The 23,850-nt window shown below is 57.7% G+C and carries 21 protein-coding genes and 1 tRNA gene; 11 read left to right on the top strand and 11 right to left on the bottom strand.

The features are described 5' to 3' along the window. Positions 1-134 precede the first annotated feature (134 nt). Complete coding sequence (locus tag H6F59_RS03225; RefSeq protein ID WP_190695104.1) at positions 135-836, bottom strand: 2,3-bisphosphoglycerate-dependent phosphoglycerate mutase; 702 nt, start codon at positions 834-836, stop codon at positions 135-137. A gap of 208 nt (positions 837-1,044) precedes the next feature. On the opposite strand from H6F59_RS03225, the gene H6F59_RS03220 reads away from it, so the two are divergent. The 4 genes from H6F59_RS03220 to H6F59_RS03205 all read left to right on the top strand — a co-directional run bounded on the left by H6F59_RS03220 (position 1,045) and on the right by H6F59_RS03205 (position 5,138). After that, positions 1,045-2,493, top strand: coding sequence for a YdiU family protein (locus H6F59_RS03220; RefSeq protein WP_190695102.1), 1,449 nt, complete (start codon positions 1,045-1,047; stop codon positions 2,491-2,493). Between the two features lie 133 nt (positions 2,494-2,626). Continuing rightward, entirely contained in the window at positions 2,627-2,953 is a 327-nt protein-coding gene (locus tag H6F59_RS03215; protein ID WP_190695099.1) for a DUF3082 domain-containing protein, read from the top strand. Between the two features lie 92 nt (positions 2,954-3,045). Beyond that, complete coding sequence (locus tag H6F59_RS03210; RefSeq protein WP_190695097.1) at positions 3,046-4,545, top strand: cryptochrome/photolyase family protein; 1,500 nt, start codon at positions 3,046-3,048, stop codon at positions 4,543-4,545. Between the two features lie 137 nt (positions 4,546-4,682). Then, a complete protein-coding gene (locus H6F59_RS03205) occupies positions 4,683-5,138 on the top strand; it encodes a hypothetical protein (RefSeq protein ID WP_190695095.1) in 456 nt (151 codons plus the stop codon). Positions 5,139-5,222: 84 nt separating this feature from the next. Here H6F59_RS03205 and H6F59_RS03200 read toward each other — a convergent pair whose 3' ends face one another. From H6F59_RS03200 to H6F59_RS03180, 5 genes are all read right to left on the bottom strand, one after another. Next, positions 5,223-5,678, bottom strand: coding sequence for a Fur family transcriptional regulator (locus H6F59_RS03200; protein WP_190515707.1), 456 nt, complete (start codon positions 5,676-5,678; stop codon positions 5,223-5,225). A gap of 114 nt (positions 5,679-5,792) precedes the next feature. Then, complete coding sequence (locus tag H6F59_RS03195; RefSeq protein ID WP_313887099.1) at positions 5,793-6,521, bottom strand: 16S rRNA (uracil(1498)-N(3))-methyltransferase; 729 nt, start codon at positions 6,519-6,521, stop codon at positions 5,793-5,795. 261 nt (positions 6,522-6,782) lie between these two features. After that, positions 6,783-8,210, bottom strand: coding sequence for an NAD(P)/FAD-dependent oxidoreductase (locus H6F59_RS03190; RefSeq protein WP_190695094.1), 1,428 nt, complete (start codon positions 8,208-8,210; stop codon positions 6,783-6,785). Positions 8,211-8,399: 189 nt separating this feature from the next. Beyond that, entirely contained in the window at positions 8,400-9,131 is a 732-nt protein-coding gene (locus H6F59_RS03185; protein WP_190695092.1) for a 2-phosphosulfolactate phosphatase family protein, read from the bottom strand. Between the two features lie 153 nt (positions 9,132-9,284). Beyond that, the gene (locus H6F59_RS03180; RefSeq protein ID WP_190695090.1) at positions 9,285-10,610 is read right to left on the bottom strand and encodes a DUF4912 domain-containing protein; all 1,326 of its coding nucleotides are present in this window, start codon (positions 10,608-10,610) and stop codon (positions 9,285-9,287) included. Between the two features lie 489 nt (positions 10,611-11,099). Here H6F59_RS03180 and H6F59_RS03175 point away from each other — a divergent pair, with 489 nt between their 5' ends. Next, on the top strand, positions 11,100-11,864 hold the full coding sequence (locus tag H6F59_RS03175) for a DUF2993 domain-containing protein (RefSeq protein WP_190695088.1): 765 nt from the start codon (positions 11,100-11,102) through the stop codon (positions 11,862-11,864). A gap of 127 nt (positions 11,865-11,991) precedes the next feature. On the opposite strand, the gene H6F59_RS03170 is transcribed toward H6F59_RS03175, so the two are convergent. Then, the gene (locus tag H6F59_RS03170; RefSeq protein WP_190695086.1) at positions 11,992-13,413 is read right to left on the bottom strand and encodes a Rieske 2Fe-2S domain-containing protein; all 1,422 of its coding nucleotides are present in this window, start codon (positions 13,411-13,413) and stop codon (positions 11,992-11,994) included. Positions 13,414-13,911: 498 nt separating this feature from the next. On the opposite strand from H6F59_RS03170, the gene H6F59_RS03165 reads away from it, so the two are divergent. Next, positions 13,912-15,954: a diguanylate cyclase domain-containing protein gene (locus H6F59_RS03165; protein ID WP_190695084.1), complete on the top strand. Its 2,043-nt coding sequence runs from the start codon at positions 13,912-13,914 to the stop codon at positions 15,952-15,954. Here the strand turns inward: H6F59_RS03165 and H6F59_RS03160 are convergent. Further along, positions 15,951-16,535, bottom strand: a complete 585-nt coding sequence (locus H6F59_RS03160) for a hypothetical protein (protein ID WP_190695082.1) — start codon at positions 16,533-16,535, stop codon at positions 15,951-15,953. The genes H6F59_RS03165 and H6F59_RS03160 overlap by 4 nt on opposite strands. A gap of 7 nt (positions 16,536-16,542) precedes the next feature. On the opposite strand from H6F59_RS03160, the gene H6F59_RS03155 reads away from it, so the two are divergent. The 3 genes from H6F59_RS03155 (at position 16,543) to H6F59_RS03145 (ending at position 19,747) form a co-directional block, all read left to right on the top strand. Continuing rightward, positions 16,543-17,700: a cysteine desulfurase family protein gene (locus H6F59_RS03155; RefSeq protein ID WP_190695079.1), complete on the top strand. Its 1,158-nt coding sequence runs from the start codon at positions 16,543-16,545 to the stop codon at positions 17,698-17,700. 121 nt (positions 17,701-17,821) lie between these two features. After that, the gene (locus tag H6F59_RS03150; RefSeq protein ID WP_190695077.1) at positions 17,822-19,129 is read left to right on the top strand and encodes a tetratricopeptide repeat protein; all 1,308 of its coding nucleotides are present in this window, start codon (positions 17,822-17,824) and stop codon (positions 19,127-19,129) included. 135 nt (positions 19,130-19,264) lie between these two features. Continuing rightward, the gene (locus tag H6F59_RS03145) at positions 19,265-19,747 is read left to right on the top strand and encodes a hypothetical protein (RefSeq protein ID WP_190695075.1); all 483 of its coding nucleotides are present in this window, start codon (positions 19,265-19,267) and stop codon (positions 19,745-19,747) included. Positions 19,748-19,910: 163 nt separating this feature from the next. On the opposite strand, the gene H6F59_RS03140 is transcribed toward H6F59_RS03145, so the two are convergent. The 3 genes from H6F59_RS03140 to H6F59_RS03130 all read right to left on the bottom strand — a co-directional run bounded on the left by H6F59_RS03140 (position 19,911) and on the right by H6F59_RS03130 (position 22,056). Then, positions 19,911-20,606, bottom strand: a complete 696-nt coding sequence (locus H6F59_RS03140; RefSeq protein WP_313887098.1) for a hypothetical protein — start codon at positions 20,604-20,606, stop codon at positions 19,911-19,913. 203 nt (positions 20,607-20,809) lie between these two features. After that, positions 20,810-21,397: a DUF1517 domain-containing protein gene (locus H6F59_RS03135; RefSeq protein WP_190695213.1), complete on the bottom strand. Its 588-nt coding sequence runs from the start codon at positions 21,395-21,397 to the stop codon at positions 20,810-20,812. 586 nt (positions 21,398-21,983) lie between these two features. Further along, a tRNA-Arg gene (locus tag H6F59_RS03130) sits at positions 21,984-22,056 on the bottom strand. A gap of 164 nt (positions 22,057-22,220) precedes the next feature. On the opposite strand from H6F59_RS03130, the gene cobO reads away from it, so the two are divergent. Both cobO and H6F59_RS03120 read left to right on the top strand, forming a co-directional pair. After that, complete coding sequence (cobO, locus tag H6F59_RS03125; RefSeq protein WP_190695071.1) at positions 22,221-22,889, top strand: cob(I)yrinic acid a,c-diamide adenosyltransferase; 669 nt, start codon at positions 22,221-22,223, stop codon at positions 22,887-22,889. An 86-nt stretch (positions 22,890-22,975) separates the two neighbouring features. Then, on the top strand, positions 22,976-23,830 hold the full coding sequence (locus H6F59_RS03120; RefSeq protein WP_190695069.1) for an oxygenase MpaB family protein: 855 nt from the start codon (positions 22,976-22,978) through the stop codon (positions 23,828-23,830). The last annotated feature ends 20 nt before the right edge of the window (positions 23,831-23,850 follow it).

The following is a 23,850-nucleotide window of genomic DNA, read 5'->3' as shown; positions in this document are numbered from 1 at the left end:
GGAAAAACTCAGTGTAACTACCCCAAAGACTCACTATTCGGAAGGCAGTGCGTGTGGCTAATAGCTGCGATCGCCCTGACCTGTTAGGGGACGGAGAGCGATCGCACTGGAGCGCCACCCAACCTACACGACGGCTATATCAGCACGGCTTTATTAGTAAACGTGCCCTCGGCATCTACGTCATAAATAATCGGTACGCCCGTGGCCAGTTCTAGGCTGGCTACGGCCTCTTCGCTGAGGCGATCGAGCACCATCAAAATCGATCGCAGCGAGTTGCCGTGGGCGGCCACCATCACATTTTTTCCGGCCTTTAGCTCTGGCAAAATAGCTGCTTCAAAAAACGGCACCGTGCGCTTTACCGTATCCTCCAGGCTTTCGCCCCCCGGCGGTCGCACATTGAAGGATCGCCGCCAGAGGTGAACCTGTTGCGACCCAAATTTTAGCGACATTTCGGCTTTATTCAACCCTTGAAGATCGCCGTAGTAGCGCTCGTCTAGAGCGGGGGAGCGAATGATTTTGAGTTCTTTGTCGGGTTCGCCAAAGTGGCGATCCCAGCCGTGCCAGTCGGGTTCTGCCGGGTCGTGCCAGATGTAGGGTAGGCGGCCACCGCACACCTCACCGCACTCGGTCAGACAGACGATCGCCGTTTCGATCGCCCGAATCAGCATGCTAGTGAAGCAGATATCGACGGTGTATCCAGCATCGCGTAGTTTGCACGATGCGATCGTCGCCTCCGCCCGCCCCCGCTCACTCATGGGGATATCGACCCAGCCGGTGAATTTGTTGACCGCATTCCACAGGCTTTGCCCGTGGCGGATCAAAATGAGTTTAGCCATAGCGCAGGCCCGTGGGAGAGAACTATCTATAAGGGTAAGTATCCTTCCTTTGTAACCTTTAGAAATGTTTGACGGGACAAAGCCAAAGCAACACTGGCGACAGGTCGCTGCTTTGGGGCAAAGCTCTCAAGATGCCAACCTGCAAGATTTTTTGCAATACTTTAGTAATACTCTTGTTGCTAAAGTCCCCTCGCTCAACTTCAGTTTTATGACTGCTGCCAACCCCCTGCTTGCTCTCGACTATCTGCCTGCCCTAGAGTCTCTGGGGGATGACTATTACGACATCGTAGCCGCCGCCGAATTTCCCAAGCACATCCTGCGGTTTCGCAACGACGATGTGGTGCGGCAGCTCGGCCTCGACCCGGCCAGCGTCAGCGATGATGACTTTATCAAAGCGTTTGGCAAATTCCAGGGGCGCGAACCCTTTTTGGCCCTGCGCTACCACGGCTATCAGTTTGGCGAGTACAACCCCTTTTTGGGTGATGGGCGGGGCTTTCTCTACGGCCAGGTGCGCGGCACTGACGGCAACCTCTACGACTTTGGCACCAAGGGCTCTGGCACCACCCCCTACTCGCGCGGCGGTGACGGCATGCTCACCCTCAAGGGCGGCGTGCGCGAGGTGCTAGCGGCAGAAGCGCTCCACGCGCTGGGTGTGAATACGTCTCGGGCCTTTAGCCTAGTCGAAACGGGGCAAGCTCTCTGGCGCGGCGATGAGCCTTCCCCTACGCGATCATCGGTGCTGGTGCGCTTTAGCCAGTCGCACATTCGCTTTGGCACTTTTGAGCGACTGGAGTACCACAACCGCCCCGATCTGATTGCCAAGCTGCTGGAGCATGTGATCGATATTTATTACCCCGAGGCGCGGCTGTTTACCGATACCCAAGAGCGGTATCGGCATTTTTATGGGGAACTGTGCGATCGCGTCGCCCGCCTCGCCGCCCAGTGGATGTCGGTAGGCTTTTGCCACGCCGTGCTCAACACCGACAACATGTCGATCACGGGCGAAAGCTTCGACTACGGCCCCTTCGCCTTTATGGATGGCTACGACCCGCGCTTTACCGCCGCCTACTTTGACTATGCTGGGCGCTACAGCTACGGCAACCAGCCCATCATCTGCCAGATGAACCTCAAGGCGCTGCAAAAGCCCCTCAAGCTGGTCATGCCCGAGGCGGATCTGGAAGCGGCTTTAGAACCCTTCAAAGATCGGTACGCAGCCTATTACCAGCAGCGCATGCTCTACAAACTGGGCTTTGAAGCCCTCACGGACGATCTGGCCAGCACCTTAGTCAACCAAACCATTGAATTGCTAAGCGCCGTGGAGGTTGGCTATCACGATTTCTTCCTGGGTCTGACCCAACAGTTTTCGGCTGACTGGCGCGACGATGCCAGCCAAATTTTCAGTGCTACGCTGCAAGCCTCTGACTCGGCAGCGGCGACTCCGCTCGAAGCCTGGAGCCAGGCTTATCACCGTTGTTTGCAAAGCCTGGCTCCAGAAGCTATGGAAGGTGTTGCCTCGCTACTGCAACATACCAACCCCTCCACCGTGCTCCTGCGCCCCGAAATTGAGGCGATTTGGGAACCCATCACCACTGACGACAACTGGCAACCCTTCTACGACCTGCTAAATAAAATTCAGCATCCGTTTGTTCAGGGCTAGGCGTTCTATGGGTTGGTCTTAAGAATGGTGGGCATCACCTGCCCTACGGATCGTCAGCATCTCTTTTGGCAGGGGTAGGGCACGACCACCCCTAGGTAAACTGAGATACAAACGTTTTGAGTAATTTACTCCCATGGCTGACGACCCTACTTCTAGCCCCCTGGCTCCTCCGGCCACCGGCAAAATTTTGCAGTGCTTTAGCGGTTCTTTTGTAGCAGGCACCATCGCTATGCTGGCCTACCGCATGATGCTCTCGATCGCCGCTAACTTTGCCGCCCGCCCCGTGCTGACCGACAACCCAGCCGTGGCGAATATTTCATCCGCCGTGCGCACCCTAGTCGTCGGCATGGCCGCCCTAGGGGCCGGAATTTTTGGCCTAGCGGCCCTGGGGATATTCTTGCTGGGTATTCAGCTGCTGTTTCAGCGCCTGACCGGACGCCCCTCCACCCTGCAGGACTAGCCGTTTCCTCGGCCCCATCACTCCCCTAGCCCATCCCCCCGCTCCCCACTACTACGTAACAATAAAGCAGGCAGTTTTGAGGATGCAGCGCAATGACCATCGGGGTTTGGGTACTGGGCAATCAGCTCTGGCACAATCAGGCTGCACTAGCTAGCTGCGAGGGCAGAGACGCTTCGGTTCTATTCATAGAAGCTCAAACCTTTGCTGAGGCACGCCCCTACCACAAGCAAAAGTTGGTGCTGGTGTGGTCTGCCATGCGCCACTTTGCTGACGAGCTCAAGGATGCTGGGTGGGCGGTTACTTATGCGATCGCCAACGACACCGAAACTACCCTACATAACTGGCTTAAAGTCGAGGGCATTACCGAATTGCGGTTGATGGACGCTACAGACCATCCGTTCACTGCCTGGTTGCAGGAGCTAAATCTGCCCTGTAAGCTAGTGATTCTCGACAACAATCTCTTTCTCTGGCCGGCTGAGGACTTCAACGCCTGGGCCGACAAGCGCAAGGGCCTGCTGATGGAGAGCTTTTACCGCGAAGGCCGCCAGCGCTTTGACCTGCTGATGACAGGCGACCAGCCGATGGGCGGTCAGTGGAACTTTGACAAAGACAACCGCAAGCCTCCTAAAGGAAAGCTCAACACCCCAGATCCCCACTGGTTTGAGCCTGACGTCACCACCCAGGCTGTGATCGACAGGGTGGAAAAGCTAGAGATTTCGACCTTTGGCGAAGCTACTCCCTTTCGCTGGGCCGTCACCCGCGAGCAGGCTTTGCAAGTGCTGGATGGGTTCATTGCAGAGCGGCTTCAGACCTTTGGCCCTTACCAAGATGCGATGGTGACCGGCGAAGACACCATGTGGCACGCCCTGCTCTCGCCCTACCTGAACCTGGGCTTGCTGCATCCCTTAGAAGTGGTAGAGCGGGCCGAGGCGGCGCTGGCTGAGCATGACCTGCCGCTCAACAGTGTGGAGGGCTTTATTCGTCAGGTGATGGGCTGGCGAGAGTACATGCGCGGTCTGTACCTTCACTTTGATGCCGACTACGGCGATCGCAACTGGTTTGACCATCGCCAGCCGCTGCCCGAGTTTTTCTGGACTGGCAAGGTAGAGATGAACTGCTTACACCAGGTAATTGCTCAGATTAGCCGCATGGGCTATGCCCACCACATTCAGCGGCTGATGATTCTCAGCAACTTTTCGCTAATTGCTGGGTTTACGCCCCAGGAGGTCAAAGACTGGTTTCACGCGGTGTTTATCGACGCCTACGACTGGGTGATGCAGACCAATGTAATTGGTATGGGTCTGTTTGCCGACGGGGGGCTGCTGGCTTCTAAGCCCTATGCCTCGTCGGCCAACTATGTGAACAAAATGAGCGACTACTGCAAAGGCTGCCGCTACAACCCCAAACAGCGCACTGGGGAAGACGCTTGCCCGTTTAACTTCTTTTACTGGGATTTTCTCCATCGCCACCGCGACAAGCTGCGAGCCCAGGGCCGCATGAGCTTCATTCTCAAAAACCTGGACCGGATGGATAGTGAGGAGCTAGAGGTAATCCATCAGCAGGCCCAGGATTGGCATAAGGCCCACCCGTAACTAGAAGTTGTGTTTTGTGACGGTTTGGGAGGGCGATCGCAGCCCCCTGGGCCCTGGGGCTAAAATGCAGATTCGAGGGGTAAATGGTGATTTACCCCCGTAGCGATTGCATTCTTTGTTGAGACCTCGGTATTTTCATGGTTCAAACTGCGCCCCAGACCCCAGCCGACACCCTACCCGCTGATAGCTACCTGGTGGTAGGGCTGGCCACCTGCTACCTGCGCCAAGAGGGCGAGACTATCGAGATTCAGGTGCTGGAGCCAATTCCTTCATCCTATCTAGAATCGGTGATTCAAGGGGTGCCGACCTCCTACAGCGCCATCTGCGGCACCACCATAGCCAAGGCCCTAGCGATGGAACTACCCGAGATCGCTGCGGCCCCCGCCCAACCCTGCGCCGATTATGAAGAGCGCATCTTGGCCGCCGCCCGCACCTACCAGTCTCGGCCCGCAGCGGCAGAGCTAGTGCCCGCAGGCACCCTGCGCCGCGATCTCAACTATTCCACCGAGAGAAAGCGGGTGCTCAACAGCCAGCGCAAGATTTCAAAGAACGACAACGTTAAACAGCACAAATATACCCACGAAGTGCTGTAGGCGGGGTTTGGGTGCAAGGTTTAGGGTACAGGGTATAAGGCTAAGCACAGACCTTAAACCCTATACCCTGCACCTTGAACCTCATTAAATTGGCACAATCGATCGCTGGCAGCTGGGGCAAATGCCGTGAATCAGCAGCTGACAATCCAAAATGTGGTAGCCAGAGCGATCGGCGGTTTTAGACCCTACCTTAAGCACCGAGTCATTTTTGAACTCGATGGTTTTGTTGCACCGCACGCAGATCAGGTGGTGGTGGTGGTGGGGGGCAGGCTGGTTGATCTCGTAGCGTTTTTGGCCCTCGGCCAGCTCTAGCTCGCGCAAAATGCCCATGCGCGCCATCAGCTTGAGGTTGCGGTAAATAGTGGAGAGGCTGATAGGTTCGCCTTCTTTCTCCAGCAGGTCACACAGATCTTCGGCACTGAGGTGAGTGCTCTCAGGCAAATTTTGAAAAGTTTTGAGCATGGTCTCTCGCTGGGGAGTCATGCGCCAGCCGCGCTCGTTGAGTTCGGCTTTAAGGGCTGATGGAGTGTAAGCAGCCATGGCCTGGTTTCTCCCCGCTAGATTTCAATAACTGATCCTTAATGAGAATACTAGCGAACTTTTTGGGGTATTTGCAATAATTTTTCGCTATTGAGAATGACTCCGAAGACTGCTTTAGATGTCTTCAAATTTGCGTTGGGCATGGACCGCCATGACCAGGGTGAGGGCAGCCAGTGGAGCTGTGACGGCCCGTAGAATGTGAGGCCCTAGTGAAACTGGCTGAAAACCGGTGGCGATCGCTCCCTCTACCTCAGCCTCAGTCCACCCCCCCTCTGGCCCGGTGGCAATCACGGCGGGGCGAGTGAGATCGCTAGCCTGAGCCACCGTCAGCAAGTGGGGGGCATCTCCCCGCGCCACGCAAATCCAGCGGCTGCCCTCGCTCACCTGCTTGAGATAATCCCGCCAAGGCATAGGGGGCAAAATTTGGGGCAGCAGCAGCCGTTCCGACTGTTCAGTAGCTTCGGCGGCGATGCGCTGCCAGCGCTCTAGCTTTTTTGGGTTGGGCTGGTGCAGGGTGCGATCGCTAATCACCGGCTGTAATGTGCTCACCCCCAGCTCAGTGGTTTGGCGCACGACATCGTCGAAGCCGCTGCCCTTGGGTAGGGCGATCACCAGGGTAACCGGAGCTTGGGTAGCTGAGGATGGCCGGGAGAGGGGCGCGATCGCCGCCACATCTGGCTTCGTAGTCAAAGTAGCAATCCACTGCTGCCCCTGGCCGTCGAGGGCCACAAACTGCTGCCCAGCCCCCAGTCGTAGCACTCGATACAGATAGTGCTGCTGGCTGCTGCTCAAACAAAGCTGGTCAGCCACCACCTGATCAGGCTCAACCATTAATCGCTGCACCGCTTCTCCTATTGCCTGTCACCGCCATAACCCTTATACCGTGAACCCCAAAAACTAAGGCCCCCAGCTAGAAAGCTGGAGGCCCTGGTTCTTATTAGATGTTTCAGTATAGTACGTACCCTATAGAAGCCTTAGCGGCTTATGACTAATGTAGGCGAATGTACGTAAAGAAGAAATAAGCCCTATATGAAGTTCTGCTAATTTTCTGCGGTATTCACCTAGGCATCAGCGCTATCCCTTGAGCTGTGGGCGTTTCATCCTTCAGCTCCAGGAGCGCAGTACCCCAAACACCCTAGACAATATCCCTTGAAGACGTTCATTTTTAGCGTACTTTTGCTTCGTCAGCTGGAGGGCAGCCTTGCTATTCACCTCCGCCAGGGTGGGGTAGATGTGAATCATACTGGTCAGCGCGCCGACCTTGAGGTTGTTGCTCATGGCCAACACAACTTCGTGAATCAGCTCCCCGGCGTGGGGGCCAACTAGGTGCGCCCCGAGAATCTTGCCGTTGCGACGAGTGATGATCTTGGCAAACCCTTGACCAGAGGCCTCTGCTAGAGCGCGATCGACCCCGGCAAAATCCTGCTTGAGAATATAGACATCGTCGTAGCGTTGGCGGGCCTCGGCTTCGGTCAGGCCCACTCGGGCCAGCTCAGGGTCGGTGAATGTTGCCCAAGGTATAACTCGGTAGTCAGCGGTTTTGGTGGGAAACAGCAGGGCGTTTTGCATGGCCACGGCTGCCTCGTAGCCAGCCACGTGGGTAAACCGATAGCCACCAACCACATCCCCAGCAGCATAGATACGGGAATTGGTGGTTTGCAGCTTAGAGTTCACCGTAATGCCCTCCTTACCCACGGCTACCCCAGCGGACTCCAGGTTGAGAGACTCGACGTTGGGTGCCCGGCCCGCCGCCAGCAGAATGTCGTCGACTACCACGGTGCCATTGGTGGTGTGGACGTGCTTTTTGCCGTCGATGACCTCGACTCGCTGGGCGCGGGTGCCGTTGAGAATGTGCACGCCGTCTTTTTCCATTTGCGCCTGCACCACGGCAGCGGCTTCGGGGTCTTCCTTCGGCAGAACATGGTCTTGGCCGCCGATCAGAGTGACCTCGGTGCCCAAGCGGGCAAAGGCTTGGCCCAACTCACAGCCAATGGGGCCAGAGCCTATCACCGCCAAGGATTGCGGCTGGTGTTTAAGGGAAAACACCGTCAGGTTGGTGATGTAGCCCGCGTCTTCTAGTCCCTCAATCTTGGGGTTAGCTGGGCGCGAGCCGGTAGCAATAATGTAGCTGCGAGCTTTCAGGGCGCGACCGTTGACGGTAAAGGTGCGGGAGTTGGTGAATTCGCCTTTGCCATAGATTACTTCAACCCCAAGCGATTCAAAGCGTTCGGTGGAGTCGTGCACCTGAATGGTGTCGATCACCCGGTGCACGTGGCCTAGGGCGGCCTGGAAGTCAATTTTTTCGAGCTGGGCATGGACGCCAAGCTCGGGGCCGCGAGAGACCTCATGGGCCACCCGCGATGCATGAATGAGGGACTTGCTGGGCACGCAGCCGTGGTGTAGGCAGTCGCCGCCGAGGCTACCTTCTCGCTCGACCAGGGCGACTTTGGCTTTGAGCTGAGCGGCGGCACTGGCGGCGACTAGCCCGGCAGAACCGCCGCCAATAACGACCAAATCGTAGTCAACGGCCATGGTAGTCTCCTTGCCCTGGGGTGCTGGCTGGGAATTCGTTTAATCCTTTCCCTAGAGCATAGGCAAAATTTTTGAAGGCTGCTGAGACCGCCTGAAATGGGAGTTAAGGCTGGGGAGAAAAAGCGAAATAGGAAGAACGAAGAACCAATGGGGATTCATTCCGAAAGGTGCTTTTCTCCCAGCCATCACCTACAGGCCCAGAACCCCTAGCTCATGCTGGCGGGGCACGATGTTGAGCACGTCGAGCTGAGCGCAATATTGCAGGTCGGCTTCGTTGTTGAGGCGCAGCAGACGCTGGCCGTGGCTGGCGTAGTGCATCAAGTCGAGCAGCTGGTCTTGCCACTGGAGGTAAAGGCTGACGGCGGCGATCGCCGCGTCATTCCCCGCCAAATCCTTAAATGTCTGCCCCGTCGCGGCAATAATGCCGTGAATGATGGCTCCAGCACAGACGGTGTCTTCTAAAGAGTAGGTGCCCTCCCAACCCGAGCCCACGATCCACACGGTTTCTGGTTGCTGACTGAGCACAAAATCCACTACGGCCTGGCGGGTAGTTAGGGCGGCGGTGATCACTGTGGGGGCGTGCTCGATGCGCTTGAGGCAGCGAGTGCCATTGGTGGTGCTCATAAACAGGCGCTTGCCGCCTGACCTTTCGGGGGAGTGATCGAGCGGCGAGTTGCCCAGGTCGCAGCCCTCAACTTTGCCGCCGCCCCGTTCGCCCGCCCGCAGGCGTTTGTCGGTAGGCCAGGTTTCGCTGGTGGTGAGCAGGTCGTCGATGTCACTAAACACTTGAATGGCCTCGGCCCCCGCCGCCAGGGCTGCCGCCATGGTGGTGGTGGCCCGCAGCACATCGATAGCGATCGCACAGTCGGGCGCACCCTGCTCAGGCACTTCTTCAGGAGTATGGAATAGAAATAGTTTCACGGCGTAGAAATTTACTTAGGGTGAATGATCGGGACCGGGGCGCCAGGCGGGGGTAACAACTCATTCTATGCGGGGAGTTGTCTCATTTCGCAAAAAAAGGAGCGCCCCTAGGAGCGCTCCTTAACTTGTGATTCTGCCGTTAAGCAAGGCAGCCTAGGGCAACCACTCCAACACCGCTTCGTCTTTGGTGTTGGTGCGGCGCGAGGGGGTAGCGCGATCGAAGGTCATGTGGATGGCGCGAGTCTGCTCGCCATCCGCCGCTACCGCCATGATTGGATAGTCAATATTGCCGTCCTGGAACGACATTTGGAACCGGAAGGTGCCGTCGGAGTTGAGCTTGATTGGCTGCCCGCCAATGGTGACGGTAGCATCGGGCTCGGTGGCTCCGTAGACGATCAGCTCGGCATCGGCCACCAGCCAGAACTTGCGAGGGCGAATGGGCGGCGCCGAGGCCGAGAAGCCCGCCCCCGACATGGTCAGACCAGCGCCCGACATGGTGAACCCTGCCCCTGACATGGTGAGCTCGTTAAAGGCGCCAATGCCCGACATAGTAGGCACGCCAGCCGCGGCACCGGGGACAGCCCACAGCCCGGCTCCGGAGGGGAACACGTAGGAGCTGACAGCCTTTTCGGGAGCCATGGAACCCGGCACGTGCTGCATGGAGCCGAAGAGCGACCCGGCTACCCGCTGAGCCTCGGTGGATTGGGTCATGGCATAGACTTCGTCGTAGATGGCGTTGGTGCTTTCGGCGGCACGCTGGCTGGGGTGCTTGAGCGCCGCTACCGCCTTGCCGCGCAGGTCAGCCTGCCAATCAACGGTGACAAAGTGGTCTTCGACCCAGTCGGAGGGGTAGACGGGGGGAATATGGACGGGCAGGGAGCGGGCCAGGACTAGCCAGCGGCCGTCGTTGCAGAGGTAGCCGATCTCGGCTACATAGTCGCGATCGCTCACCGGAATCGGTAGGTACCACTCCCGCGCCATTTCGTCGCACTCGTACTGCTGCAAGCTGTGGGGAGTCTGGCGCAGAAAATCAATATCGGTGACATCGTAGAAGCGCAGAGCCAGCCGTGAGCCCCCCTGCCGCCGCAGCTCGTCTTTATGGGTATGGGGAATATCCCAGTAGCAGTAAGCCCATTGAGGGTCGCGGGGCATGAGCACAATGCGGCTTTCGCCATAGCCGCTGGGCAAATCAGCTAGGCCATCATCCACGGTGGCCAAGACCTCTACTGGGGGCGGAGTTGGAGCTGTGTAGGTGGGAGTTGCTCCAGCGGTAGCGCCGGCCATAGCGGGTACCACCGCTGGCACCTTTGGGGCAGAAACTGGCGCTGCTCCCAAACCGCGCTTGGCGTCAATAGTTTGAATGGCCTCAATTAGCTCGGTCTTGCGCATGCGGCTGTAGCGGGACACCTCATACTCACTGGCTACTTTGCGGAGCTGCCGCAGGGTCATTTCTTCTAAGGGTGGGCGGGGGGAAGACATAGAGCACTCTCCTCATAGAGACCAGGACGACAGACGATCAATCACGACAGGCTGAAGGGGATAGCTGCCAGTGGGGAGTGCGATCCCAATCACGGGATCGGGATACTCCGGCTAGAATCTTTTTGCCTAGCTACCGGGCTTCAGGTGCAAGCGGAGATCAACCGTTGCCCTGTAGCATGCCAAAAACTATCGCCGGGATCAAGCCCCTAGCAAGGCTTTTCTGGCTCTATGAGCGAGAGAGTGGGGGTTCGGGGATCAGTTTGTCAGAAAATCATGACAAATTGATCCCCATGCGTATTATTGCGTCAGGAAATCATGACTTTGAAGGCTGTTGGGGAGGGTGGAGGAATGCGATCGCCCCTCCCCCCCTCTCTCGCTCCAATCTGCGGCACATCCCCTGCTAGAGTTTGGGGATGCGATGGTCGTGGACCTTGGCTTTTGAAGGGAGCAGGCCTAGCATGATTGAGTTTTGTTCTCTGTAGTCCGCCTATGACTTCTGACCCTGCTAATTCTGCCGATGCCGCCAAGGGCAGCCGCATTATCAGTCGGCTGCTGCCCCCCGCGATTCGCCTCTGGCTGCACACTCAGCTCGACCACCTAGAGGGGCTAGAGTTTGCCATCGACGGCAAAGACCGCCAAATTTTAGGCGGCTACCTGCCAAAGGTGACTCTGGCGGCTCGCCAGGCGGTGTACCAGGGGCTGCACGTCAGTCAGGCCGAGGTGAACGCGACAGATATTCGCGTCAATCTGCCCCAGGTGCTGCGGGGCAAACCGCTGCGGCTGTTGCAGCCCTTTCCGGTAGATGGCCAGGTGACGGTGCTAGCCGAGGATCTGCGCGCTTCTCTGGGTTCCCCACTGCTGGGCCAGGGATTGCGTGATGTGCTGAAGCAGCTGCTGGCCGGAGCCGTGTCCGAAAAGCAGGTACCTCTGGTGCGCTGGTTGGGTGACGGGAATGCGTTTCCCGAGGTCGATATTGCTCTGGCGAGCGATCGCATGACGCTGCGCTGGCCAGGGGCATCCTTTAGCCATGACGCGCTAGAGCTAACTCTGGGGTTGGCGATGCGAGACGGGCGGTGGCTGTGTCTAGAGCAGCCGGTGGCCAGGGTAGTTTCAGTGACTGGAGCATCGCAGTCGCCGATTGTGCTAGACGAGATTGCCTTTGACCTGGGGTCAGAGGTCGATATTCGTCAGCTGGCGGTCACCTCTGAAGGCATTGACCTGGTGGGTATGGTGCAGGTAATTCCAGCCGATTAGCCTAGCTATCGCCATTCGTAGGGGCGAATGGCGTTCCCCTCATCTGCTCATGCGGTCCAAGCCAGTCCAGGCTGCTGACAGAAACCGGTCGCGATTGACCTGCTTGGTCAGACTCCCGTGCCCCTAATTAGCCTTTAGCTTTAGCTTTGGCTTTTTTCTCGGGCAGGTTGCGAGGTGGCACTGCGCGGCCTTCATAAAATCGGCGTTCTAAAATGCCCAGGCCTACCCAAGCCGCAGCGGTGGCTAGAGGCAGCAGCCCCAGCAGGGTGGCGGTGAGGTTGGTAAGGCTGCCGGTGGCGATCGCGATCGGCAGCAGCGACCAGACCATCGCGCTCACCCCCAACAGCCCCCAGCGCAGGGTTTGAATACGGTTTAGGGCCGTGCGGCAGCTTTTGCAGTGCTGGGTGTGGGAGTGATAGCGATCGAGCAGCGCGGCTTGGCTCAACTCCGGTTCAAGGGCTTGGCCAGGGAAAGGATCGGCCTCAAAGTCGCTGACCCAGTTGCGAAAGGCTAGCACGTAGCGATCGGCCTGGGTGGGCAGGTAGCAGGCCTGGGCGTAGGTGCGATTGGCTTTCTCCAATTCGCGCTCTTGCAAGTGCAGAAAAATCTGGTCATCTTCGAGGACGCCATTGTTGCCGATGTGGCTGTACCAGCGGGGGGTGAGGCCAATTACAGTAGCGGGCAGTTTTGACGAAAACTTAAAGGGAAAGCGGGCAAACAACCGACACTTGCCCTTGCTCATCGGGGTGGCGTAAACCACGGTCAGGGTGCGGCCAAACTGCTTTGAAGTGAGGTCGTGGTACATCAGTGCCGGAGCGACGAAGGTGGTGTGCTGGGTTCCCAGCGTGCCCTTGCGGGGGCCTTCAGGCCAGAGTCCCTGGAATCCCTGCTTCCCGGCATTCAGCACCTCCATTTCCATGGGGGCCGCGTTTTCTCGCTTGCCGACGGTTTTGTGGTGGGTGTAGGGAATGTGGCTGACATCTAGCACATTTTCGAGCAGGGTGAGGGCGTCGTAGGGCAAGTCGCGAAAGGTGTTGAGCACCACCCAGCCGTCGGGTTCCTCTTCAACTGGACCCATAATGGGCACCTCAACTTGAGGCGCATTCTCTGCTTTGCCAGGATAGACAAACAGCAACCCCTGCCGGACGGCAGTGGGCATAGAGACAGCGCAGGCCCGACCCGACTGCTGGGCCTTGGCCTCAGCCGCCTGCTGAGGAATATAGGTGCAGGCACCATCGCCGGAAAATGTCCAACCGTGGTAGGGGCACTCTAGCTCACCAGATTCATTCACCCGGCCCTCGGATAGGGGGGCGAGGCGGTGAGGGCATTTGTCTTCAAACACGCGCCAGGCCTGACCCTTGGCATCCCACCAAATGACGATGCCTCGGTCGAGCAGGGTGAAGCGGGTGGGCTGCACCAGGTCAAGGTCTTCTACATAGGCAACGGGGTACCAGGCCTCGGCCCAATCGAACCGGGCGGGATCGGGGCCACCGGCGGGCAAGGCGGCAGTGAGACCCGTAGACTGGGGAGCGATCGCAAGGGATGTCATGGGCTAGTCCCGGTGGTAAACCATTTCTCTTTACATTCTGCAATATTTTTTTGAGTCAGGGGCTGGGTTGCGTCGGTGATTCTCCCCTGCGGCGATCGGGCTCGGATGCCCAAAACCTCGAGAAAGGGTAGAATGCGCTAGACATGAGCCATATTTGAGATCTCGGTAGGCTTACCCAGGCTGTTTTTAGCTACTGTGCCTTAATTTGAAGTTAAATTGTCTCGATTAAGTGCCTTTTTGGTAGTGGAATGCTTTAGCTTTAGCGCAGGGTAGAGCAAGTCTGGTATTCAGTCAGGGCATGACTTTTAGACTAGGTTAGAAAAATTGTTTCTCCGGCTCGAGCTGAGCTTTCTCCAATGAGCAGCAGTCGGGAATAGCGTTAGGGGCTTCTGTATAGCTAATGGGTGAGCCCCACTGTGCAGCGGCCAAGGTCGAAGGCGGGTGTGGTGAGTAATAGCTTGCCAAACGTAATTGCTTCTCTCTTGCTATGTCTGACGCATGACGCGCCAATCCCTCCCCCAGCCCGATATTAGTCAATCGCAGATTCTAGACATAGTGACTGCAATCTGCGAAGCGTCGGCAGCGGGCGGTGGGCTAGAGGCGTTGCTTCAGCAGGGGGCAGAGCGGCTGCGATCGCTCCTCGATACCGATCGGGTGGTGATTTATCAGGTGTTGTCTCCCGAGGATGGCTTTGTCATCGCTGAGTCGGTGGTTGCCCCTTGGCAGCCTTTGCAGGGCGAGCGGATCAATGAATCCTGCTTTGCCAGCAGCGAGGAAGATCGCTATCGCCGGGGCCAACTGATCCTGGTGGCGGATGTGCAGCACAGCACCCTTGACTCCTGCTACGCCGAATTGCTGAGTCGCCTACAGGTGCAGGCCAACTTGGCAGTTCCAATATTCGCAGGGCCTCACTTGTGGGGCCTGCTCATTGCCCACCACTGCCGCAGCCCCCGCCCGTGGAACTCATCGAGCTGTGATTTGCTAGTGCATGCGGCGCGTCACCTTGGCCAAAGCGTTTACCAACACGGACTGCAACAGCAGCTCCAAGCCTTTTCGGTCCGTAGCCAAACTGAACAGCTGTTTGATCTCTTTACCCATCACGTTGAGCAGGTTTTGTTTATTCGCGATGCGGTGTCTGGCCAGTTTTTGTACGTCAGCGCCGCCTACGAACGCATTTGGGGCCATGCTCCCGCACTGCTCTACAGCGATCCTGGCCTGTGGCTCCGGCAGATACATCCTGACGATTTGCCTCAGGTGCAGGCCTCCCTGGGCCGACAGTTTGAAGGCAATTCCGTGCGGCGGGAGTATCGCATCGTGCGCCCCAACGGCGACGTGCGCTGGGTGCAAGCCCATGTGCAAGTGGTCAACGATGACCAAAATCAACCCCGCTACATGGTGGGCTGGGCCGAAGACTGCACAGAGCGCCGGCAGTTGCAGGCCAGCCTCCAGGCTACTGAGGCTACCCTCAGCCGCCGAGTGGGGCAAGAGCAACTGCTGCGCATGCTGACGGCGCGCATGCGCGAAAGTCTCGATCTGGAAACTATTTTGGGTGCTACAGTAGCCGGCGTTAAAACGGTGTTTAGTGCCGACCGAGCGGTGATTTTTCAGATCTTGGCCAATGGCGATCGCCGCATTGCCCAGCAGGCGACCAACCCCGAGTACGTCACCATCACCGACAGCATGATTCCGTCGGGGCCGCTGCCTGCGGCCTACCTGGAGAGGCTATATACGTGGCAGCCCTACATCATCAATGACATGGCGGCAGAGCCCTGGCCACCTGACCTGACTACGTTTCTCTCGACTGTTGGGGTTGAGTCGGCGATGATTGCGCCCATTGCCCATCCCTTTGGGGGCGATCGCCATCCCCTGTGGGGCATTTTAGTGGTCCATGCCTGCGGCGAACATCGGCAGTGGCAGCCCTTTGAAGCCAACATGCTGCAACACTTCGCTGATCAGCTCAATACGGCCCTGCACCAGGCCGAGCTCTATCACCAGCTTCAGGCGGCTAACCAAGAGCTCGATCGCATCGCTAAGGTAGACAGCCTCACGCAGCTCGCCAACCGCCGCTGGCTCGATGAATACCTCAGTCAGCAGTGGCAGCGGCTGGCTCGAGAGCGCAAACCGCTGAGCGTGGTGCTGGCCGATGTCGATTATTTCAAACCCTACAACGACACCTACGGCCACGCTGCGGGAGATCAATGTCTGGTAGAAATTGCCAGCGCCATGCGCTTCGGCGTTCGTCGCCCCGCTGACCTGGCCGCCCGCTACGGCGGTGAAGAATTTGCTCTGGTGCTGCCCGATACCGATACCGCCGGGGCCATTCGCGTGGTGCAGCTGGTGCGCCATCACCTGCAAACCCTCGCTCTGCCCCACGGGGCCAGCCCCAGCGGCGACACCATCACCCTCAGCTTTGGAATTGCCACCGTCAGACCTAGCCCCGATAGCTCAGCCGAGGCCATTTTAGAAATCGCTGACCAAGCTCTCTACGCCGCTAAAGATGCTGGCCGCAATCAGTACCAGGTGTTTCAACCTCGGTACTAGGTTAAGGGCACGAGCACCAGTGCACCGTAGGCCACAGCGGTCAGCGCCACCGTGATTCCTAGCAGTCCTTGGCTAAACTTAGAGCTGAGCCGGGGCAGCAGGTAGGCGCTGGCGATTAGCACCAGCACCAGTTCTATCGTGGCCCCCAAACGGCCGAAGTGATCCACATCCCAGTAGGAGACGGGGCTCATGAAGCGCACCGAGCTGAGGGGCCAAAAATGCTGGTGGGCATCGTCGTGGTGCAGGGGTAGGTCGGCTAGGTGGTGCAGCACCATGCTGGCTCCCAAAAACCCGATCGAGGGGCCGAACCACGACCGCCTGAGGCTATAGCCTAGCGCTACCCCTAGCAGCCCTAGAGGAATGGAGTTGCCCACGGCAAAGATGGCCTGCCAGGGCTGGCTGTAGTAGGCCTCGCCCCAGATAGTTTGCTCGGGTAAACCCTGCCGACGAGCCCAGCCGTAGAATACAAACATGGCCGCATCGGGAATCAGCGCACCGATCAAGATCGGCCAGGTCATCGCCGGAGCCTCCGGGCGACGCAGCAGGGCCAGGTTGAGAATTAGGTGACTGGGAGTATTCATAGGGCCTATGGTACATCGACCGATTTATCTCGACTGCCATGCCACAACCCCGGTAGATCTGCGGGTGGTGGAGGCGATGTTGCCGTTCTTCACCGAGCACTTTGGCAACCCCGCTAGCCTTACCCACGCCTACGGGTGGGAGGCCGAGGCGGCAGTGACGAAGGCCAGGGAAACCCTTGCCGCCGCTATTCACGCCAGCCCTGAAGAGATCGTCTTTACCAGCGGGGCCACCGAGGCCAACAACCTGGCGATTAAGGGTATCGCCGAAGCCTGCTTTAGCCGGGGGCGACACATTATTACGGTGCAGACCGAGCACAGCGCTGTGCTCGACCCCTGCCGGTATCTCGAATCTTTGGGCTTTGAGGTTACCTACTTGCCGGTGCGGCCCGACGGGCTATTGGATCTCGATGCTTTGGAGAAAGCTTTTCGCGACGATACCGTGCTGGTGTCGGTGATGACGGCTAACAACGAGATTGGGGTGCTGCAACCCCTGGCCGAGATTGGGGCGCGGTGCCGCGATCGCAACGTCTTCTTCCACAGCGATGGGGCCCAGGCGATCGCCAAAATTCCCCTCGACGTAGAGGCCATGAATTTAGATCTGCTGTCGCTGACGGCCCACAAGGTCTACGGCCCCAAGGGCATCGGTGCTCTCTACGTGCGGCGACGACCAAGGGTGCCTCTGGCTCCGCAGCTCCATGGCGGCGGTCACGAGCGGGGTCTCAGATCGGGCACCCTATACCCGCCCCAAATCGTAGGATTTGCCAAGGCAGTGGAGCTAGGTCTAGCCGAAATGGAAGAAGAATCTGCTCGGCTGATCGCACTGCGCCAGCGCCTGTGGGACAGCTTGCAACCTTTGGGCAGAATGCATCTCAACGGCCATGCCAATTTGCGACTGCCCGGTAACCTCAATGTCAGCTTTGAGGGGGTCGATGGTCAGGCGCTGCTGCTGGGGCTGCGGGGAATTGTGGCGCTGTCATCAGGGGCGGCCTGTAGCACCGCCAGCACCGCCCCTTCCCCCGTGCTCAAGGCCCTGGGGCGGGAGGATGGGCTGGCCTACGCCTCGCTGCGTTTTGGCCTGGGGCGGTTTACTACCGCTGCTGAGATCGACCAGGTGGCAGCTGGGGTGGTGGCCACGGTGCAGGCGCTGCGTCAGGCGACGGTTTGAGTACCCCCACGGTTGACTCAATGGGGCATAATGAGAATTAGCTTTGGGGCTCAGGGGCATCGGCAAGAGCATTGCCCAGATTCGATTTACACCGTGCAGTGTTGAATTCCCCGGCAGGCCTATGACAACCCAAGCCCGTCAGCTTAGCGACCTTCTCAAAGCCGGTATTGAGCAAGCCCGGTTGGGCTATTTTGAGGCGGCGATCGCCCAGTTTTCTCAAGCCGTTGCTTTAGATCAAACCTGTGCTAAGGGCTTTTACAACCGGGGCTGTGCCCACCGCGATCTGGGTCGCAATGGGGCTGCGATCGACGACTTTTCGGCGGCCCTGCGCCTAGAGCCGACCTTCACCAATGCCTACATCAACCGGGGCAGCGTCTATCGGCTGGTGGGTCAGCTAAGCGAGGCCCTGGGAGACCTGGATCGGGCTATCGAACTCCAGCCGACTTCGGTGAAAGCCTACGGCAACCGGGGCCGCATCAAGCTCGATTTAGAAGACTACGGCGGGGCGATCGCAGACTTTTCGGTGGTGCTGGCCGAGCAGCCTAAGTTTGCCAAAATTTTGCTGTGGCGAGGGTTGGCCTACCTCAAACAGGGGGCCCTGGCCGCCCTGGCCGAACACCGCCGCGAAGCCTACCAGTTTGCTGTTGCCGACTTTTCTCGGCTGTTGCAGAGCCAGCCTCACCACGCCGAAGCCTACAATTACCGGGCGGTGGCCTATTTTCAACTGCGCAACACCTACCAGGCTACCCTCGACATCAACCGCGCCCTCGATTGCCAGGTTGACTATGCCGAGGCCTACATCAACCGGGGTATGCTGCGCCACGAGCTGGGCGATTTTCAAGGGGCAATCGACGACTACACCACGGTGCTAGAGCTTAACCCCGAGCTGCAAGACCGCTCCTACAACCAAACTCTGGTGGGCCTGGCCCTCGACAGCCCCGACGCCACCCTGAGCGAAGACACCCCCCTCAACTTGCGCTTTCGCCTGGCCGACCTGTATGACAGCCGGGGGCTGCTACGGGCCCAGGTGGGCGACATGGAGGGGGCGATCGCCGACTACACTCTGGCTCTGCGCTTTAACCCCCACAGCGGTCGCATCTTGGCTAACCGAGGCCGCGTGTTTAGCCGCCAAGAAGACTATCCAGCGGCGATCGCTGATTTTGACTGCGCCCTAGAGATAAACGAGAGTGATGCCATGGCATACTGCGATCGCGGCTACGCCCTTTACTTTCTTGACGAGTGGGAGCTAGCTCTCGACGACTTCAACTGCGCCATTGATATCAGCCCCTCCCTAGCCGAGGCCTATATCGGGCGCGGCCACACTAATATTCGTCTGGGCCATGGGGCTGCCCTGGCTATGGATGACTTTCGCAAAGCCTTAGAGCTGTCGTGGGATAGCCGCAAATCGGAGCGATCGCGCCCGCTCTAGCCATTGCTGCGATCACTACCGCTGTAAAACAATCCCTGGCGCTGAGCCTGAAGTAATCGTCAATCTCAGCTGGCCTAGTCAACCGCACCGGCTCGACTATTGGGAGTCTCATACCTACCCTTTGAGCTAAACACCATGGGAAAACAGGTTTCAGCAGGCCGCAAACACCCCTGGTTGGGCAGCGTGGTCGGAGCTGTGGTAGGTGCCGTCGGTCAATATCTCATTGCGGTGCTCTTTTTTTACTACGTATTCAACTGGGGTGGGCCGTTTTTTCGAAATCACGCGGGCGTTAGTTTGCCTGCCCTGGTGTTGTCATACCCGGCCTGGATATTTTTTGGGCTATCCGCTGGGCTAGGAGGACTAGGGGGTGCCTTAGGCGGCACGACGCGGCGATTGGCCAGAGGGGCAGCCCTAGGCGGTGGCACGGTTGGGTTGGTCTATCTGGCGCTGGTTGTGGTGCCACTCAACCGCATGATTGGGCTGAGTGGCGGCGACATTACCGACTACTCGACTGATACTTGGGCTGTTGTCCTCAGTCTGGTAGCGACTGTGGTTTGGGGGGCGATCGCAGGCATCAGTGCTGCCGCCGTCCGAAAAATCGCCCTAACTCGGCCTTAACACCTCACGTTGAGAACGTTTTAGCAAGTGGGATCTGCGTTGGCCAGCTGGGCCAGTCTTCGACTATTGCCCCCCTTACCTATCCCGCTACCGCAGTCATCCCCGTCAAGGCTGCAACGACCACCGTACCTGACGCTTACCTTCTGTAGGCATCACTAAGCTGTTACCGCCGTCTGCCAGATCTGGCAGGGCTACGGCGAGGGGCCTGACGACGTGGTGAACTACCAAAACTGCCGCCTGAAGGCCGGGCACGCTCATTCCGACGGTTATTGCGTCGCAGATTGCTGTTGCCGACGCCATTGCCTGAAGGTCTATTGGTGTTAACGCGTGGGGCAGTGCTACCAGGCGAGCGTAGCCTACCACTGGCTCGATACTGACGGTTTCGATATTCAGCGGGAGGTGCTTGGTGGCGCGACTGATAATGCGACACGGCTTCGCTGTAGCTTCGTCCATAGCCGCCATGGCCGACCAGTGCTACACCCGGCCGATAAACTGGCGGCATGTAGTACTGCGGACGGAAGAGTAAGCTGCCGATCGCCTGACCCGCTAGCGCTCCTGCAAATGGCGTCCAAAAGCTTGGCTCTCGACGAACAATGACGACTTCTTCCTGTCCAGTCTGCGGATCGGTTTGAGTGGCAGTGACGTTGTGAACATATTCGATTCGAAAATCGGGTGTTAGATACAGCGCAGGTTGTCCGTTTTCAACGCGCAGTTCACTTGATTTGCCCGCAGAAATTTCTTCGTTGGTTAATTGTGCCAACGGCAAATTGGCGCTGCGAAACATCGACTGCCCAGGCGCAGTGTTAAGCAACATTAGGCTATATTCACCCGAACTGTCGTCGTAGGTAGCTTGCTGCACAGGATAAGCCCCGTCTGTGATTGAGCTAGCAGCAGCAGCAGGGGCAGTTGTTTCTTGCGGAGGCTGTGGTGCTGGTTGCGAAGTGGAGTAGCCTACTAGGCTAGTGCAACCAACCGACGACCACACTAGGGTTAAGGCTAATAAAGAAGCAGAAAGTTTACGCATCATTGTAGTTAAGGGAGAAGCATTGTGAATCAGAAAACCTAGAGCGGAATGAGTTCAGGAAAGTTTTCAATCAGTTGGTCTGATGTGAGTTGGTCTCCCAGTTGTGCAGGAGAAAAATGTATCTGAATCGCTCTTAAAGTCCCCCTGTAATTTAGGTTGACTAGAGCTTTTAAACCTGCTTTTAATGCAGTGACGTCGGCTAGATTAGTTTCTAGTTCGGGCACTTCGCCTTCAGAGGCGACTGTGAGCATGACAACCACATTTTGTGTCACAGGAATGGCGAAATCCTCACTTCTACTGGAGTCAGAGCCTACTTCGCTGCCATAACGTCCAGCCGAGTCGGTAAATAACTCATTGACATAATCTCCAGCGTCACCTTCATCCCAAAGAACATCTCCCTCATTGGCTGCCGATTGCCAAAAAGTTTCGTACTCCAGCAAGCTTTCACAAACCCGCACGAGTTGATCGCCCAACACTTGCATATCACCTTCTGAATCGATCGCCTCACGTGCCGTTTGATTAAGCACACCCAAGAGTGGTGCTACTTCTCTGCCTGAGAGATGCACAAAAATGCGACACACAACAAAGCGGGTCTGTCCGCTAATCTGGCTGAAGCGATCGCGCAAACTCATGGCAAGTTAATCTAGAAAGGCATACAAGCTTTATTCTAGATAGCCAAATTCACGATGGTCTTGATCTAAAGGCTGATTGATGGGGTGGTTTCTACCATGGTTTAGGCGGATAACTCAACAAGGGGTTAGGCTGGTTCGTTACGCAAGACTAATAGGATGCAAGCTACATCCTATTAGACGGCTTTTTTCTGTCCCTCAGGTGCCTGAGCAACTTCCTCAGCGTTGCGGCATGATTCTGATGCTGCTACAAGTCACAGTTACTTCCATCAATGCTGTAACGACTACCGCGATCGCATTCACAACTTCACAAATTGGTTATTAATCAAGCTTGTAAAGTCACCAATCAAGCTTTATTTGCTACTTGGCGAGCGCTAAATGTATGTAGTCCGACAAAGACCGGCCTAGAGATACTAAAACAGACCGCAACCGTTACAAAGGAGCATCCTTAGGTAGATGCGCCTCAGAATGGGCTGGTCTTACCCCTACGAAATAAAACTGGACAGAGTCTAAGCTTAAAACTCCGCAGCCTCCGCAAGAGGGAGAGGCTACGGAGCGGGTAAAACCCTTGCTATATGAGAAACGAGCATGGCAGGATTCGAACCTGCGACCCCTAGAACCGGAATCTAGTGCTCTATCCACTGAGCTACATGCCCTTAGGCTGCACCATTCTAACATCTGTTGAGGGCATTGAAACGATGCTCGGGCTTTTGTGCCTAGAGATCGCGCCAAACCCTTAGGATAGGCAGAGCAGCGATCGCCCGCCCTCAGCAAATCTCAGACGGGCCACGCCTGTGCCCTTTCTTCACCACGTCGCTCTATGACTCAACCTACCGATCGCCTCGACGCCACCGCCGCTGCCCTCAACCAAGAATCCGAAGCGGCCAACCTGTCAGAGGAGCAGTATCGCCGCAAAATGCAGCGTCGCCAGGAGGTGCAGCAGCAGCGCATCGCCGAGCGCAATGTTGAAAAGGGTTTGGTGATTATCAACACCGGCAACGGTAAGGGCAAAACCACCGCCGCTCTGGGCATGGTGCTGCGCTCCCTCGGCCATGGCTACAAAGTAGCGATCGTGCAGTTTATCAAAGGCGCATGGGAACCGGCGGAGAAGGCAGTGCTGGAGCGGTTTGGCGACCAGCTCACCTTCCAGGCTATGGGCGAAGGGTTTACCTGGGATACGCAGGATCGCGATCGCGACACCCAGACCGCCCAAACCGCTTGGGAAACAGCTCTTTCTTACATTCGTAACCCCGAGTACAAAACCATTCTGCTCGACGAAATTAACATTGCCCTCAAGCACGGTTTTTTGAGCGTTGATCAAGTGGTGGCGGGGCTAGCTGAAAAGCCGGAAATGACCCACGTCATTCTCACCGGGCGAGGCGCACCCCAGGCGCTGATCGACCAAGCCGACCTGGTGACGGAGATGACCCTAGTGAAGCACCCCTTCCGCGAGCAGGGAATTAAAGCCCAGCCGGGCATCGAATTTTAGGATCTGCGCTGCCGTAGGGTGGGCACTGCCCACCATTGGAAAAGTCGTTCCCAGGCCACCTCCTAATCCCAGACGCCCAACGACTTATGGATCGCTACGCCACCCTACGCCACATCCAAAGCCTCGACCCCGAGCGCGACCACTCCGAAATCTGCTGCCTGCTGGCGGGCTACGAATTCCCCTGGGATGTGACCCGCGCCCTGGAAGTTGCCCTGCTGCGGACATTTTGCATCCCCAGCGTGTCGGCGCTGCTGGATAAAACTGGTGAGTTTCGCCACCACGCCCAAAAGCGCTACGACGACACCGGTATTGTGGTGTCTGAAGCTTTCAAGCACGGCTACGATAGCCCCCGAGGCGCCGCATTTATTCAACGCATGAATGCCATTCACCGCCATTACGCCATTAGCAACCACGACTTCCTCTACGTACTCTCAACCTTTGTGTATGAGCCAATTCGGTGGTGCGATCGCTTCGGCTGGCGGCCTTTCTGCGAGCAAGAGCGACTGGCCTGCTACTATTTCTGGCGGGCGATTGGCGATCGCATGGGCCTTCAAGACATTCCACCAACCTATGAGGCGTTTGAGCAGTTTAACCGCGAGTTTGAGTCTGAGCATTTTGCCTATGCCCTCACCAACCAGCGAGTCGCCGACGCTACCCGCCACATGCTGCTGTCCTGGTTCCCGGCTGTCACCCGGCCGGTGGTGAACTGGGGTCTGCCCTGCCTGCTCGACCCGCCCTTGCTAGCGGCGCTGGGATGGCAGCCGGTGCCGGTGGCGGTGCAGCAGTTGGCCAGCACCGCCCTCAAAGCTCGCAGTCGCCTATTGCGTCGCCTGCCGCCGCGCACCGAGCCCGATTTCTTTGTCGATCAATCCATTCGCAGCTATCCCGAGGGCTACACCGTGGAGGATATTGGGCCAGAAACGTTGCGATCGCGGTTGTAGGCGCTTTGCCACCAACGCTA

It is taken from the genome of Nodosilinea sp. FACHB-141, from assembly GCF_014696135.1.
Taxonomy (GTDB): domain Bacteria; phylum Cyanobacteriota; class Cyanobacteriia; order Phormidesmidales; family Phormidesmidaceae; genus Nodosilinea.
The sequence above is the reverse complement of the archived record's forward strand: the minus strand, read 5'-3'. Positions and strand labels throughout refer to the sequence as shown.